This window comes from Herbiconiux ginsengi (genome assembly GCF_900107435.1).
Taxonomy (GTDB): domain Bacteria; phylum Actinomycetota; class Actinomycetes; order Actinomycetales; family Microbacteriaceae; genus Herbiconiux; species Herbiconiux ginsengi.
In genome coordinates, this window is record NZ_FNPZ01000003.1 from 96,165 (window position 1) to 110,701 (window position 14,537).

10 protein-coding genes are annotated in these 14,537 nt (G+C 69.8%); 4 read left to right on the plus strand and 6 right to left on the minus strand.

Features of this window, described 5'->3' with window-relative positions:
• Positions 1 to 102: 102 nt before the first annotated feature.
• The 3 genes from BLW00_RS13235 (at position 103) to BLW00_RS13245 (ending at position 8,585) form a co-directional block, all read left to right on the plus strand.
• Positions 103 to 1,332: an ROK family protein gene (locus BLW00_RS13235; RefSeq protein WP_245741577.1), complete on the plus strand. Its 1,230-nt coding sequence runs from the start codon at positions 103 to 105 to the stop codon at positions 1,330 to 1,332.
• 240 nt (positions 1,333 to 1,572) lie between these two features.
• On the plus strand, positions 1,573 to 7,872 hold the full coding sequence (locus tag BLW00_RS13240; RefSeq protein ID WP_175494267.1) for a ThuA domain-containing protein: 6,300 nt from the start codon (positions 1,573 to 1,575) through the stop codon (positions 7,870 to 7,872).
• Positions 7,873 to 7,970: 98 nt separating this feature from the next.
• Positions 7,971 to 8,585: a hypothetical protein gene (locus BLW00_RS13245; protein ID WP_139256715.1), complete on the plus strand. Its 615-nt coding sequence runs from the start codon at positions 7,971 to 7,973 to the stop codon at positions 8,583 to 8,585.
• Positions 8,586 to 8,654: 69 nt separating this feature from the next.
• Here BLW00_RS13245 and BLW00_RS13250 read toward each other — a convergent pair whose 3' ends face one another.
• The 5 genes from BLW00_RS13250 to BLW00_RS24255 all read right to left on the minus strand — a co-directional run bounded on the left by BLW00_RS13250 (position 8,655) and on the right by BLW00_RS24255 (position 12,709).
• Complete coding sequence (locus BLW00_RS13250) at positions 8,655 to 9,134, minus strand: MarR family winged helix-turn-helix transcriptional regulator (protein ID WP_092554940.1); 480 nt, start codon at positions 9,132 to 9,134, stop codon at positions 8,655 to 8,657.
• A gap of 9 nt (positions 9,135 to 9,143) precedes the next feature.
• Positions 9,144 to 10,190 carry a sucrase ferredoxin gene (locus BLW00_RS13255; protein ID WP_245741578.1) on the minus strand — a complete coding sequence of 349 codons (1,047 nt, stop codon included), beginning with the start codon at positions 10,188 to 10,190 and terminating at the stop codon, positions 9,144 to 9,146.
• A 424-nt stretch (positions 10,191 to 10,614) separates the two neighbouring features.
• Positions 10,615 to 11,940 (minus strand): cupin domain-containing protein, encoded by a 1,326-nt coding sequence (locus BLW00_RS13260; RefSeq protein WP_245741579.1) that lies wholly within the window; start codon positions 11,938 to 11,940, stop codon positions 10,615 to 10,617.
• Complete coding sequence (locus tag BLW00_RS13265; protein WP_092554942.1) at positions 11,937 to 12,194, minus strand: BatC protein; 258 nt, start codon at positions 12,192 to 12,194, stop codon at positions 11,937 to 11,939. The genes BLW00_RS13260 and BLW00_RS13265 overlap by 4 nt, the downstream gene beginning before the upstream one ends.
• A 98-nt stretch (positions 12,195 to 12,292) precedes the next feature.
• Entirely contained in the window at positions 12,293 to 12,709 is a 417-nt protein-coding gene (locus BLW00_RS24255; RefSeq protein ID WP_281242412.1) for a WYL domain-containing protein, read from the minus strand.
• Between BLW00_RS24255 and BLW00_RS13275 the strand changes: the two genes are divergently transcribed.
• On the plus strand, positions 12,692 to 13,669 hold the full coding sequence (locus BLW00_RS13275) for a zinc-binding dehydrogenase (RefSeq protein WP_092554946.1): 978 nt from the start codon (positions 12,692 to 12,694) through the stop codon (positions 13,667 to 13,669). The two genes, BLW00_RS24255 and BLW00_RS13275, sit on opposite strands and share 18 nt — an antisense overlap.
• A gap of 46 nt (positions 13,670 to 13,715) precedes the next feature.
• Here the strand turns inward: BLW00_RS13275 and BLW00_RS13280 are convergent, their stop codons facing one another.
• Complete coding sequence (locus BLW00_RS13280) at positions 13,716 to 14,537, minus strand: tyrosine-protein phosphatase (RefSeq protein ID WP_092554948.1); 822 nt, start codon at positions 14,535 to 14,537, stop codon at positions 13,716 to 13,718.

Below are 14,537 nucleotides of genomic sequence, written 5' to 3' on the forward strand. Positions count from 1 at the left end.
CGCTAATTTGTTGTCTCGACGCTGATAATATCGAGTTCCTGCCTTGGCCGACGAGGTGGTATCTCGATCTGCTCCGGAATCCCGGGGCGAAGGCGGTGCGCGATGGTCGTGAGCGACAGGGCGAAACTCCCGGTGCGATCGGGAGCGCGCGGAAACAATCTCGACGACGTGCGCCGCAACAACCTCTCGGCCGTGCTGAACCTCGTGCACACCACGGGTGCGGTGACCCGCGCGCAGCTCACCCGCGAGACCGGTCTGAACCGTTCGACCATCGGCGCCCTGGTGGGCGAGCTGGTGAATCTGCAGTTGGTCGAGGAGACCGAGCCCGACACCACGAACCAGGTCGGCCGACCCAGCCTGATGATCAAGCCCGCGCGGCGCACGGTGGCGCTCGCGGTGAATCCCGAGCTCGACGCGGTCACCATCGGCCTCGTGGCGCTCGGCGGCCAGGTGATCAAGCGCATCCGCTACGACACGGTGCGGGTGCCCTCGGTCGAGGAGGTCGTGAACATCGTCTCGGCCGTGGTGGCCGGGATGCGCGACGAGCTCGAGACCAACTACAAGACGATCGGCGTCGGGCTCGCCGTGCCCGGCCTCGTGCGGGCCGGCGACGGCCTGGTGAACCTGGCGCCGCATCTGGGCTGGCACCACGCCCCGCTTTCGGAGATGCTCGAGCAGTCGCTGCGCCTGCCCGTGCACGCGGCCAACGACGCCGCGGTCGGCGCCCTGGGCGAGAGCATCTTCGGCTCGGGCCGCGGGGTGCGCAACATGGTCTACCTCAACGGCGGCGCGAGCGGTATCGGCGGTGGCGTGGTGAACAACGGCGTGCTGCTCACCGGCGAGAGCGGCTATGCGGGTGAGCTCGGCCACACCCTGGTGAACAGCAACGGCGAACTCTGCCACTGCGGCGCCTACGGCTGCCTGGAGACCGAGGTCAAGCGCCAAGCGCTGCTGGATGCGCTGGGCCTGCCGGTGAACCGGGTGGAGGAGCTCGACGAGGTGCTGCGCGCGCGGCTGGCCGATCCGGCCGGGGCCGACCCCGAGCTCGTGGCGCTGGTGAACCGGCAGCTCGACTTCCTCTCGATCACCATCCGCAATGCCGTGAACCTGTTCAACCCCGAGCTGATCGTGCTCGGCGGATTTCTCGGTTCGCTCTACGAGTCGGCGCCCGAGCGGCTCGAGGGTGCGGTGGCCCGCTCGGCGATGCTCGGCTCGGGCGACACGGCCCGGATCACGCGTTCCTCGCTCGGCCGCGACCTCTTGGTGGTCGGCGCGGCGCAGCTGGCCTTCGCGCCGCTGCTGGCCGATCCGGCCGGAGCCTTCTCGGCATAATTCGACATCTGTCGCATGGTTGCCGCGCAAAACACCCGATGACCGGGGTTTATCTGCGCTGTCGTCCTAATTGGGGCTCCCGCGCATCCGAAGCTATCGGCATGCCGTTTTGATGGGCTCCCCAATTAATCTTGACTCGCAACAAAACCCTCCCTAGGATCGCAGAAGTTGCGCGTCGTCCGGCGCGCTGGGTACTGAGGGGTAACCACGTTGAACAGAGCTGTCCAACCACATCGCTCCGTGAGATCGCGACTCGTCGCGTCTCTCGCGGCTCTCGCCATGGTCGCCACCGGCGTCCTGGCCACCGCCGGCGCGGCATCCGCGTCGACCACACCCGCCACCGGATCGCTGCAGGGCGGGTCCGCTTTCGCGCCGGCAGCGGTCGAGCCCGACTTCAAGGTGCTCGTGTTCTCGAAGACGGCCGGCTTCCGGCACGGCTCGATCCCCGCGGGCATCGCCGCCATCCAGAAGCTCGGCACGGAGAACGACTTCGCCGTCGACACCACCGAAGACGGTGCCTCGTTCACGGCTGAGAACCTGGCCCAGTACGACGTGGTCGTCTGGATGTCGACCACCGGCGACGTGCTGAACGCCGAGCAGCAGACCGCGTTCGAGGAGTACATCGAGAACGGCGGCGGCTACGCCGGCGTGCACGCCGCATCCGACACCGAATACGACTGGCCTTGGTATGGCGAACTGGTGGGCGCGTACTTCAGCGGCCACCCCGCCGAGCAGAACGCCAGTGTCAAGGTCGAAGACCACGCGCACCCCTCGACCGAGCACCTCGGCGACACCTGGGCGCGCTTCGACGAGTGGTACAACTTCCGCACCAACCCCCGCAGCAACGTGCACGTGCTCGCCACGCTCGACGAGAAGTCGTACACCGGTGGCACCATGGGCATCGACCACCCCACCGCCTGGTGCCAGAACTACGATGGCGGCCGCTCCTGGTACACCGGTGGCGGACACACGGATGCCTCCTACAGCGACCCGGCGTTCCTCTCGCACCTGCTCGGCGGCATCAAGACCGCGGCCGGCGCCGAGAACGCCGACTGCAGCGCCACGCAGAGCGACAGCTACGAGCTCGTTCCGCTGGACACCGACACCGGGAACCCGATGGCGATGGACATCGCGAACGACTCGACGGTCTTCTACGCCGAGCGCAACGGCCGCGTGCAGCGCATCGACCCGGTGTCGCTGCAGACCTCGACCGCGCTCACCCTCCCGGTGACGCAGGCGAACGAAGACGGCCTGCTCGGCATCGCGCTCGACCCCGACTTCGACACGAACAACTGGGCCTACTTCTACTGGGCTCCGTCTGACGTGGGCTCCGACGGGCCGCACAACCGCATCTCGCGCTACACCTACGACCCGGCGGCGAAGACCTTCGACCCGGCCAGCCAGAAGGCCGTGCTGAAGGTCACCACGCAGCGCAACACCTGCTGCCACGCGGGCGGCGACATGCTGTTCGACAACGACGGCAACCTCGTGCTCGCCCTGGGCGACAACACCAACCCGTTCGAGTCCGACGGCTACGCGCCGATCGACGAGCGCGCCGGACGTCAGGACTACGACGCCTCACGGAGCGCGGGCAACACGAACGACCTCCGCGGCAAGATCCTCCGGATCACGCCCACCGACGAGGGCGGCTACACGATCCCCGAGGGCAACCTGTTCCCCGAGGCGAACGACACGAACGACAAGACGCGGCCCGAGATCTACGCCATGGGCTTCCGCAACCCGTTCCGCATCGGGCTCGACCCCTACACGAACAACCTGCTCGTGGCCGACTACGGCCCCGACGCCGGCTCCGCCAACGCCAACCGTGGCCCCGGCGGAACCGTCGAGTGGAACATCGTGAAGCAGCCCGGCAACTACGGGTGGCCGTTCTGCGTGGGCATCAAGTGCTACAACGACTACAACTTCAGCACGCAGGTCTCCGGCGCAGCGTTCAACCCGGCCGCGGTCGTGAACAACAGCCCGAACAACACGGGCCTGACGACCCTGCCCCCGGTGATCGTGCCGGAGTGGTGGACCGAGAACGGCTCCACCGCCATATACCAGGAGATCGGCAACGCGGGAGCGCCGATGGGCGGCCCGGTGTACCAGTACGACGCCTCGAACCCGTCTGAGACGAAGTGGCCGGAATACTGGGACGGCAAGGCGATCTTCGCCGAGTGGAACTCGGGCCGGATGTTCTCCTTCCAGCTGAACGAGGACACCACCGACACCGTGGGTCGTCACACCAAGATCCAGGACATCAACCGCATCCTGCCCGACATCTTCGACCCGTCGAAGGGCTTCAGCAAGTCGATGGACTTCGAGTTCGGCCCCGACGGCGCGCTCTACATCATCGACTGGGGATCGGATTTCGGCGGCAACACGGCGAACTCCGGGCTGTACCGCGTCGACTACGTGCAGGCCAACCCGTCTCCGATCGCCCGCGCATCCGCTGACGTGACGAACGGTCCCGGCCCCTCGCTCGACGTGCAGTTCTCGTCAGAGGGCACGCGTCACCCGATCGCCAAGCCGTTCACCATCGAATGGGACTTCGGAGACGGATCTCCCACCACCACCGAGCCGAACCCCGCCCACACCTACGCGCAGAACGGCGACTACACCGCCCGCCTCACCGCGACGGATGAGGACGGCAAGACGGCGATCGCCAACGTGCGCATCGTGGTGGGCAACGCGACCCCGCAGGTCTCGATCGAGTTCCCCGAGAACGGTGGATTCTTCACCTGGGGAGACGACGTCTCCTACAAGGTGACGGTCACCGACCCGGATGCATCCGGTCCGATCGACTGCGAGAACGTGAAGCTCATCCCGGCACTCGGCCACGACTCCCACAACCACGACTTCGGAGAGATCCACGGTTGTGAGGGGAGCTTCCCGACGGCTCGCGACGCCGGCCACGGCCTCGAAGCGAACCTGTTCTGGGTGGTCAACGCCAACTACACCGACGACGGCGGAGCCGTTGGCGTGCCGCAGACCGGTTACGCCACCACGGTGCTGAACTCCACCCACATGGAGGCCGAGTACTTCGACCAGACCGGTCGGGTGAACGGCACCGGCGGCGCGGATGACGGCGTGAAGACCGAGTCCACCGGCGACAGCGCCGGCGGCGGCCGCAACGTCAGCAACGTCGAGACCGGAGACTGGTGGTCGTACAACCCGATCAACCTGAAGGGCATGGACAGCGTCACGCTGCGCCTGGCCAAGGGCTTCGCGGGCGACGCGAACATCGCGGTGCGCTGGAACGACCCGGTCGACGGGCAGCTGCTCGGGAACATCCCGTTCACGCCGACCCTGAAGAACGGCAGCCCCGACTGGCAGACCTACTCCGACTTCACTCTGAACTTCGACGGCGGTCTGCCGGTCGAGACGGGCACGGTGTACTTCGTGCTCACCCAGGGCGGAGCCAACATCAACTACATGACCTGGGGTGGTGACGGCGTCGATTCCAACTCGCCGCCGGCCGTCACGCTGGGTGTCTCGCCGAAGTCGGGCAGCGCGCCGCTCGTGGTGGACGCCACGGTCGACGCGAGCGATCCGGAGGGCACCGCGCTCAGCTACCGCTGGGATGCCGGTCTCGGCGGCGGCTTCGTCGATGGCGACGCCACGGAGCAGTACGTCTACGACCAGCCGGGCAGCTACGAGCTGCGGGTGCGGGTCTACGACGAGCAGGGCTCCTACACCGAGAAGAGCCAGACGATCACGGTGAACCTGGCGGGCGAGAACCTGTGCCTCACCGGTCGCTCCGACGGCTTCGACGGAACCACCCTCGACACGAGCCGCTGGAACCGCATCGTGCGGCCCAACCAGGACGCCCGGGTCGAAGGCGGAAACCTGGTGATCCCGGCTTCCAAGACCGACATCTACGGTGCCGGAGCGGGAACCGTTCCGAACATCACGCTGCAGGATCTGCCCTCGGGCGCTTGGCAGGCCACCGCGAAGGTGACATTCGAAGCCCGCGTGCAGTACCAGCAGGCCGGTCTGATCGTGTACGGCGACGACGACAACTACGCCAAGTTCGTGCTCCAGGGCCGAGCCGGCACGTCGGATGCCGCGCAGCGGATCTTCCAGTACGTCCGTGAAGAGGCGGGAACCCCGAACGAGGTCGCGGCGTCGAACACCGCGAACCTGGGCGTGGACTTCCCCGACACCTTCTTCGTGCGGATGACCAGTGACGGAACGAACCTGAACGCCTCCTACTCGGCCGACGGTGCGTCCTACACGGCGATGAGCGAGACGAAGCCGCTGGCCGGCATCGTCAACCCGCGCATCGGTCTGGTCGCCTTCGCGAACAGCGGCTCGCCGCAGGACGTGATCGACGCCCGGTTCGACTGGTTCCAGATCACGCCGGATGACACCGCCGTGGCCCCGACGCCGAACGACGAGTTCGACGGCAGCGCTCTCGACGGGTGCCGCTGGCAGGTCGTGAACGAGCAGCCTGCGGGCTACCGCGTGTCGGATGGCGCGCTGCGGATCGACACCACGCCGAACGACATCTACGGTGGCGACACCGGAGTGCCGAACTTCGTGGTGCAGAACCAGCCCGAGGGTGACGACTGGGTGATCGAGACGAAGGTCGACGCCTCCGACCTCGATCGCAGCTACCAGCAGGGCGGCCTGATCGCGTACGGCGACGACGACAACTACGTCAAGCTGGACATCCTGGCCACCAACGCCGGCGGATCGCCGATCGCCCGCAACCTCGAGCTCAGGAGCGAGATCGCGGCTACGGTGCAGAACCCGCAGCCCAACGCGCCGGCGCCCGCCGACGGCATCGTCTGGCTCCGCCTGGCGAAGTCGGGTGACGTGTTCACCGGCTGGTCGAGCACCGACGGCACCACCTGGACGCAGATCGCGGAGACGGTGACCAATGCCGGCCTCGACGGCGCCCGAGTGGGTCTGTACGCGCTCGGCAACTCCAACCAGGGCCAGGTCTCGAACACCGCGGTCTTCGACTACTTCCACGTGGTCGACGACTCGGAGCCCGAGGAGCCCGTGACGGTCAGCGCGACGGTCGCGCCGGCTGCCCCGAACGGACTGGCGAACTGGTACACCCAGGCCGTCTCCGTGACGGTGGCCAGCCAGGGCGGCGGCACGAGCACGGTCTACCGCGAGTACAACCTCGACGGATCGGGCTGGCTCGAGTACACGCATCCGGTACAGGTGACGACCGATGGCCAGCACACGGTGCAGTACCGTGCGTCGGCCCCCGGTTCGACGAGTGAGATCGGTTCGGTCTCGTTCAAGATCGACGCCACCGCCCCCTCCGCCGCCGCGAGCCTCGTGGTCGCCGGAGACAGCCGCACGGTCGAGATCACGGCGACGGATGCCACCAGCACCGTCGACACGATCGAATACCGCATCGGCGACGGCGCCTGGGCCGACTACACCGCGCCCGTCGCGGTCGACGGCACGGCCCAGACGGTGCACTACCGGGTGACGGATGTCGCGGGCAACCCGTCGAGCGAAGGCACCCTCGAGGTTCCGGCCGTGCCGGACCCCGAGGACCCGACGCTCACGGTCGAGGTCACCCTCGACCCGGCGATCGCCAACGGTCAGGGCGGCTGGTACACCACGGGGGTCACTCTGACCGCTGTCGGAACCACCAGCGACGAGGAGGGCACCGCCACGGTCGAGTACTCGACCGACGGAACCACCTTCGCCCCGCTCGGTGCCTCCACGGTGCTCTCCGCCGAAGGCGAGACCACGGTGTGGGTGCGGGCGACCGACGGCGCAGGCCACTACTCGGCCACCGTGCAGCGCCTGGTGAAGATCGACACCGTGGTGCCGACCGCCACCGGCTCCGCCGACTCGCGCACCGTCACTCTCGCCGGAGCCGACGCCACCAGTGGTGTCGCCCGGGTCGAGTACCGGTTGCCTGGTGACACGGCCGACGTCTGGCGCAGCTACACCGCGCCGGTCGTCGTGGCAGGCACCTCCGCGGCCACGGTGAGCTACCGTGCGGTGGATGTCGCCGGCAACGTCGGCACCACCGGCGCCGTCGAGGTGGCCGAGACCGAGCAGCCCGAGCCGACGCCCACCATCGTGGTGGACGACCGGAACGTGAAGCAGGGCGAGCTGCTGAACGTCACGGGAACCGGGTTCGCCCCGGAGACCGAGGTCTCGGTGTGGCTCTACTCCTCGCCGGTGCAGATCGGCACGGTGACGACGAACGCCGACGGCGGCTTCAGCTACGCGCTGCAGGTGCCGGCCGGGTTCGAGGTCGGGGAGCACCACGTGGTGATCCGGCTCGGCGACGTCGAACTGGCGCGGAGCCTGGCCATCACGGTCACCGCCGCGGCGGTCGACCCGGGCCCCGGCAACCCCGGCGGACCCACGACCGGCAACCCCGGTGGCGGCAACGGTTCGGGCTCCGGCTCGAGCGGCTCCGGCGCCGGCGGCCTGGCCAACACGGGTGCCGACGGCTGGCAGAACCTGGTTCCGCTCGCCATCATCCTGCTCGTGGGAGGCTTGGGAGGACTGCTCCTCCTGAACCGCCGCCGCGCCGACGGCAGCACCGAGTAGCACCACCCCGCCGACCCGTCAGTTCGTGCCCCTGTGGCTCTCTCAGAGCGGCACGAACTGACGGGTCGGCGAACACTCTTCTGATCTGAAAGGCAATGATGCACACGATCATCACCCCGCGGCGTTCGGCTCTCGCCGTCGTGCTGGGGCTGTTCCTCGCCCTGGCCGCCGTGTTCGGCGCGGTTCCGGCCGCGCAGGCGCACGGGGGCCCGTTCCAGCTCACCGTGTCTCCGGATGGGGCGGGCGGACTGATCGTCAATGCGGCCTACGTGGAAGACGGACATCCGGTGTCCGAGATCATCGACCCTGTGGCCACCGCCATCTCGCCTTCGGGCGAGAGCGTCGGACCGGTCGCGCTCGTCTCCTCGCCCGAGGGGGAGGGCATCTGGGTCACCCCCGAGGCGTTCCTGCCCGACGGGCAGTGGGCGGTCACGGTCACCACCACCACCCCGAGCTCGGCCTCGACCACGGTCGACGTCACCGTGGCCGAGCTGGCGCCGCCGGTGGAGCCGGGTGAGACCATCGCTCCCGTCGTGGAGGAGCAAGGGGGCGCATCCGGATCGGCGGCAGCATCGGGCGCGGCTTCGGCTTCGACCGAGGCCGGCGTCTCGCCTCTCACCGTCGGACTGTGGATCGGCGCGATCGTCGTCGTGCTCGCGGTCGGCGGGGCGCTCATCTACCTCAACCGCGTGAAGCTGTTCTCCCGCCGCTAACCCGGCCGCCCGAACCCGTCTGCCCCGGCGTCCCCCCATCCGCCGGGGCAGACGTGCGCACGGAACAGGTCAGGGCAGGCGGCGGAGCGAGTTCTGCGGGTCGAGCTTCTGCAGCAGGGCGGCCATGATCTCGTCGAGCTGCTCGACCTGTTCGTCGCTCAGCAGGTCGATGACGTGGGAGCGCACGTTCTCGACGTGGCCCGGCGCCGTCGCCACCACCTTCTGCCAGCCCTCGTCGGTGAGGTGGGCGTTCGTGGCGCGGCGGTCTCCTTCGCAGGGCAGACGCTCGACGTAGCCGCGTGCTTCGAGGCGGCTCACCACGTGCGACAGGCGGGGGAGGGTCGAGTTCGTCGTGGCCGCGAGGTGCGTCATCCGCAGCAGGTGCTCCGGTGCCTCGGAGAGCTTGGCGAGCACGAGGTACTCGAAATGGGTGAGGTGTGCGTCGCGCTGCAGCTGCGAGTCGAGCACCGTGGGGAGGAGTTCCACCACGGATTCGAGGCGGATCCACGCGCGCAACTGTTCGGGGGTCAGCCAGCGCGGGGTCTCCATCCTTCGATCCTAAGCTCCTTGTCGCGACAACCAACGTCCGCGATCGATCGACACGAGGCGCCACTGCCGCACCTGGCCGAAACGGGTGGCGGCGCAGGTCGAGAGCATGGGCTCGGAGAGGGCCTCGGCGAGCTCGACGGTGACGGTGCGCGGGCTGTCGCTGTCGCTGTGGCCGTCGCTGTCGCTGTGGCCGTCGCTGTCGCTGTCGCTGTCGTGCAGCAGCACCGTCCAGGTGCCGCCGTCGTGCCAGTGCTCCTCGATCGGGGCATAGGCGTCGATGCGGTCGTCGCCGTATTCGAGGCGGGCGAAATGCTGGGCGGCCTGCACCGGATGCGTGAGCGAGCTGCGGCCGCGGAAGTACTTCTCCTGAACACGGCCCTCGAGATACGACTCGGCGATGCCGACCGCGTCGCCGTCGTCGACCCGCCCGTAGTAGAGGCCGTGCGGAAGCAGCACCATGGTGCCCGCGAAGCGGTCGCCGCCGAGGTGCGAGCACTCCCAGGTCTCCTCGGGAAAGGCCTCGGCGAGGCGCGTCACGACCTGGCGGCCGCGCACCGCGCAGCACTGGTCGTGGCGGGCGTGGGCGCAGACGCAGAAGACGGGGCGATCGGATGCGACACCCGTCGAGCCGTCGAGCGGAACGTGGAGCAGTTCCCGCGGATCGTCGACCTCGCCCCAGCGCACGCTCTCCTGGCCGGGGCGGGAGTCGACCAGGGCCCACCTCCAGGAGTGCTGCGGTGGGCGACGGCCGGTGCGACGGATGGCGAGCGGGCGCATCCCGGCGGCCTCGATGCGGGTCACCAGCGCGCGACCGAGCTCCTCGTCGAACGGCGGATCGAGGAAGGCCCGTGTGCCCCACGGCCCCGACACCTCCACGAGGAACCACTGCAGCCCCCGTGACCCCGTGGCCGCCAGCGGGTCGTCCCGTTCCCGCGACCGGTCGCTGCACGGCAGCCACTCGGCGGCGTCGGAGTCGGCGTTCAGTGCTCCGGCGTCGGGCTCCCCGTTCGCCCCGTCGCTCCTGCCGCTGGCGCTGCCGGTGCCGGTGCCGCTCACGTCTGCCGTCCCGTGCGTCCGACGCGGCGCCTCGGGAGGACATTCACCGTTCGGGAGGCCGTTCCGTCCTCCCGAACGTGTGTCGTGCCGTAGTTCTCCTCCCGAAGGTGCGCCGTGGGGTGGGCAGCTTCCCGAAGGTGTGCCGTGGGGTGGGCGGCCTCGCGAAGGTGTGTCGTGGGGTGGGCAGCTTCCCGAAGGTGTGCCGTGGGGTGGGCAGCTTCCCGAAGGTGTGCCGTGCGGCGGGCAGCCTTCCGAAGGTGCGCCGTGAGGCGGGCAGCCTCGCGAAGGTGCGCCGTGCGGCGGGCAGCCTCCCGAAGGTGCGCCGTGCGGCGGGCAGCCTCCCGAAGGTGCGCCGTGGGGCGGGCAGCCTCCGGGAGGTGAGGGCCGGCGGCGAGGTGCACGCGCTCGGCCGAACCGGACCGGATCATCCGGCCGGAACCAGGATGCCCTCGCGCAGGAGGCGCCGGGCCACCACGATCGCGTCGTCGAGGTCGAGCCCCGGGAAGTCGGCCAGGGCAACGGCGCCGTCTGGCGAGGCACCGGGGCCGAAGCCACCTCCGTGCAGACGGCGCACCGTCGCCTCCGCCTCTCGCGGCAGGGCCACGGTCTTCGTGGGAGTCACGATGCGCACGCGATCTCCTGAGTCCTCGATGCGCGTCGCGAGCGACCCTCGCCAGCGCACCAGCGAAGAGGCGTCGAGGGCGGCGATGGCGTCTACGGTGGCGAGCGGTGCCAGTGGCTCCGGCCGGGTGGCGTCTGCGAACCGCGCCGCGAGCTGCCGAGCGACGGTGGCGGCCGGATCGGCGGCCCGGAATCCCGGAGGGGCGACGGCGTTCGCCACCGCGTCCGACGCATCCGGAATCGCCGTCAAGGCCCGCACCAGGTCGGCCACCGTCTCGTCGACCAGCGGGCGGAGTGCTTCGGGGTCGGAGAGATCGATGCCGAGCGGCAACGAGGCGCGCAAGGCAGGCACCTCGCCGAGGGTCGAGACCAGCGCACGTACCACGTCGGCCCGCGTGTATGCCGCGACACCGACCGTGAGGTGCACCGAGGTTCCGCCGAGCGCCTCGGCCGAGTGCAGCCAGCCGCGCGGGAGGTAGAGGGCGTCGCCCGGCTGCAGCACCGCGTCGATGACCGGCGGATTCCGCGCCTCGCGAGCGACGGCGTCACGATGGTCGCCCCACGGCTGGTCGCGCAGCGGGTCGGGATGCACGGGCGAGTGGATGCGCCAGTGCTTCTCACCCGCGATCTGCAGCACGAACACGTCGTGCACGTCGTAGTGCGGGTCGAAGCCGCGCGACGACGCCGGGGTGACGTAGGCGTTCACCTGAGCCGGATGCCCGAGGTCGTCGACGAGGTGCCGCGTGAAGTCGATCAGCGGCGGCCAGAGGCGATGGAGCCCCTGCAGCACGATCGTCGCTCCGTCCGCGAACTCGGCGAGCACCTTCTCGGAGCTCACCTGATCGCCGACCTCGGCTCCGAACCCGCCGGGCGCAGTGAACGCGGAGGTCGCCAGCACCGACCCTTCCTGCGCCATCCGGATGAACGGTGTGCGGAGCCCGCGCTCGGTGATCAGCTCGTCGACCGCCCGCTCGCTGAACAGGTCGTCGAATGCGCCGGGCAGCGAGGACGCGGGCGAGAGGAGCGGCCGCCGCCCCCAGTGATCGCGCGCGAACTCGTCGGGCGCGACCGAGATGCACCGGGAGAGCGCGGGCCGGGTCTCCGACCCGCGCTCGATCTCGATCGTCACGCCGAGCCGTCGGCCCCGCCGTCGTGGCCGCCCGGGTTGGCCCCGCCGTCGGCAGTGCCTTCGCCCTCGTCGGCCGAGCCGTCGGCTCCGCCGTCGTGGCCATCGGGGTTCGCGCCGCCGTCGGCGGTGCCTTCTCCGCCGGCAGCCGAGCCGTCGGCTCCGCCGTCGTGCCCGCCGGGGTTCGCGCCGCCGTCGGCGGTGCCTTCGCCCCCGTCTGCGGGTTCCGTGGTGATGTCATCGTCGTTGATTGCCATGCAGTCTCTCCATTCGCCTGCGGCGGTAGATGCCGTCGAATCGAGCTTAGGCCGAACCCAAGGCCCCCGTACCGCTTGTTTGCCCGGGTGCCCCGCGGTCACGATGTGGAGGAGTAGAGGTCGGCCAGCTGAGCGGCGATCGAGGCGAGTTCCTCCCGCACCGTGGGAGGCGAGAGCACCTCGTCGAACGCGCCCCACCCGGCCAGCTGGCGGGCGATCATGGTGCTGGTCGGGGCCGCGATCCCCACCCGGCTGCGCCCGTCAGGCAACTGTTCGAGCACCTCGCAGTGCCGGCCGAACTGCGAGCGCAGATACGACAACAGAGGTGACTCGACAAGGGCTATCGCCGAGACCGCCGCCCCTGGCCGCACGCGCCTAGTTCGCAGGCCGAACCCCGCGACCGAGGTGGTGACGGTGGTGGCGGTGGTGCATCGCCGCGAGGCCTCTCGCGCCTGAGCGGCGACGGACCTCCCGGAGCGGGGCGGTAGCGTGGAGGCATGCGCGCACTCACCCACGCCACGTTCGGCGATGCCACCGATGTTCTCGAGGTCACCGAACTGCCGCTGCCCGAGCCCGGCCCGGGCGAGGTGCGCGTGCGCACGGTGCTCGCGACCATCCACAACCACGACCTGTGGACCATCCGCGGCACCTACGGTTTCAAGCCGGAACTGCCCGCTGCCGCCGGCACCGAGGCGGTCGGTGTGGTCGACGCGCTCGGTGACGGCGTGACATCCCTGCGGGTGGGCCAGCGCGTCGCGGCGGGCGGCGTCTTCGGCGTCTGGGCCGAGTACTTCGTGGCCAAGGCGGCCGCTCTCATCCCGGTTCCCGACGGCATCGCCGACGAAACCGCGGCGCAGCTCATCGCGATGCCCTTCAGCGCGCTCAGCTTGCTCGACTACCTCGACGTCTCGCCGGGGGAATGGATCGTGCAGAACACCGCCAACGGCGCCGTCGGCCGCCTGGTCGCGCAGTTCGCCGTGCGCCGCGGCGTGCGCGTGCTCGGCCTGGTGCGCCGCGACGGCGGGGTCGAGGAGCTCGCGGCCGTCGGCATCCACGACGTCGTCTCCACCGAGCACGACGGCTGGCAGGATGCCGCGGCAGCCGTGCTGGACGGGGCGAGCCCGCGGGCAGCGGTCGACTCGGTGGGCGGCAGCTCGGCCCGTGATCTCGTCGGCCTGCTCGGAGAGAGCGGCACCCTCGTGTCGTTCGGCGCCATGGGCGAGGGCGACCTGCAGATCCCGTCGGGCGCCCTCATCTTCAACGACATCACTGTGAAGGGATTCTGGGGCAGCCGCGTGAGCCGGGAGATGGATGCCGCCAAGCGGTCCGCCCTGTTCGGCGAGCTGTTCGAGCGCATCGGCTCGGGCGAGGTCGAGCTGCCCGTCGAGGCGGTCTTCTCGTTCGAAGACGCTCGCGAGGCTGCGGCGGCCAGCGCCGTCCCCGGTCGCGTCGGAAAGATCCTCCTCCGCTTCTGACCGGTGCCGCGGTGGCTCGCTCGAACCCGGGCTCATCCGCGCAGGTTCAGGTGAACACTCGCCTGACCCGATCGACGTCGGCTGCGCTCAGCCCGAGACCGTCGGTGACATAGCCGTCGATCGTGCCGTACCGCTCGGTCATCTGGGCGAACGCGGCCTGGAGGTAGCTCTCGCGCACTCCGAGCACCGGGAGCAGCGTCTCGCGGTCGACTCCGAGGGCTTCTGCTCGGCGGAGTGCCGGCTCGAAGACGGGCAGCAGGTCGGTGTTGGTCTGCAGATAATCCTGGTATACGCTGTCCGCATCCACGCCGAGCAGGGTCAGGAGGGATGCCGCCGCCCAGCCCGTGCGGTCCTTGCCGGTCGTGCAGTGGAACAGCGCCGCGCCGTCCCGGGCGGCATCGGCCAGTCCGAGGTAGAGGTCGCGGTAGGCGACGAGTGCGGAGGGCAGGCGGATGAGGTCGCGGTACGTGTCCTCGAAGAGTCGCTCTGCTCGCCCACCCGAAAGCGCGTCGGCGAACGCCCTCGGGTCTGCCGAGAGGTCGCCCAGCCGCGCCGCGACGCTGACCGAGCTGTCGGCGAGCACATCGAGCTCGACGCTCCGAACCGCCTCGGGCAGCCGGTCGGGCACGGTCACGGTCTCTTCGGCCGTGCGCAGATCGAAGACGGTACGGATTCCGAGCGCGGCGAACAGGGGCTCATCGGCGTCGGAGAGCGACCCGAGACCCGCGGAGCGGTACACGACGCCTCGTCTGATCTGGCCGTTCTCCGCGGGCAGCCCGCCGAGGTCGCGGAGATTCGGGGCGCTCGCGATCGGCACCGTCCGGTCGGACGGGTCGCTCGGGCGATCGGCCTCCCGCTGCTCGACCAT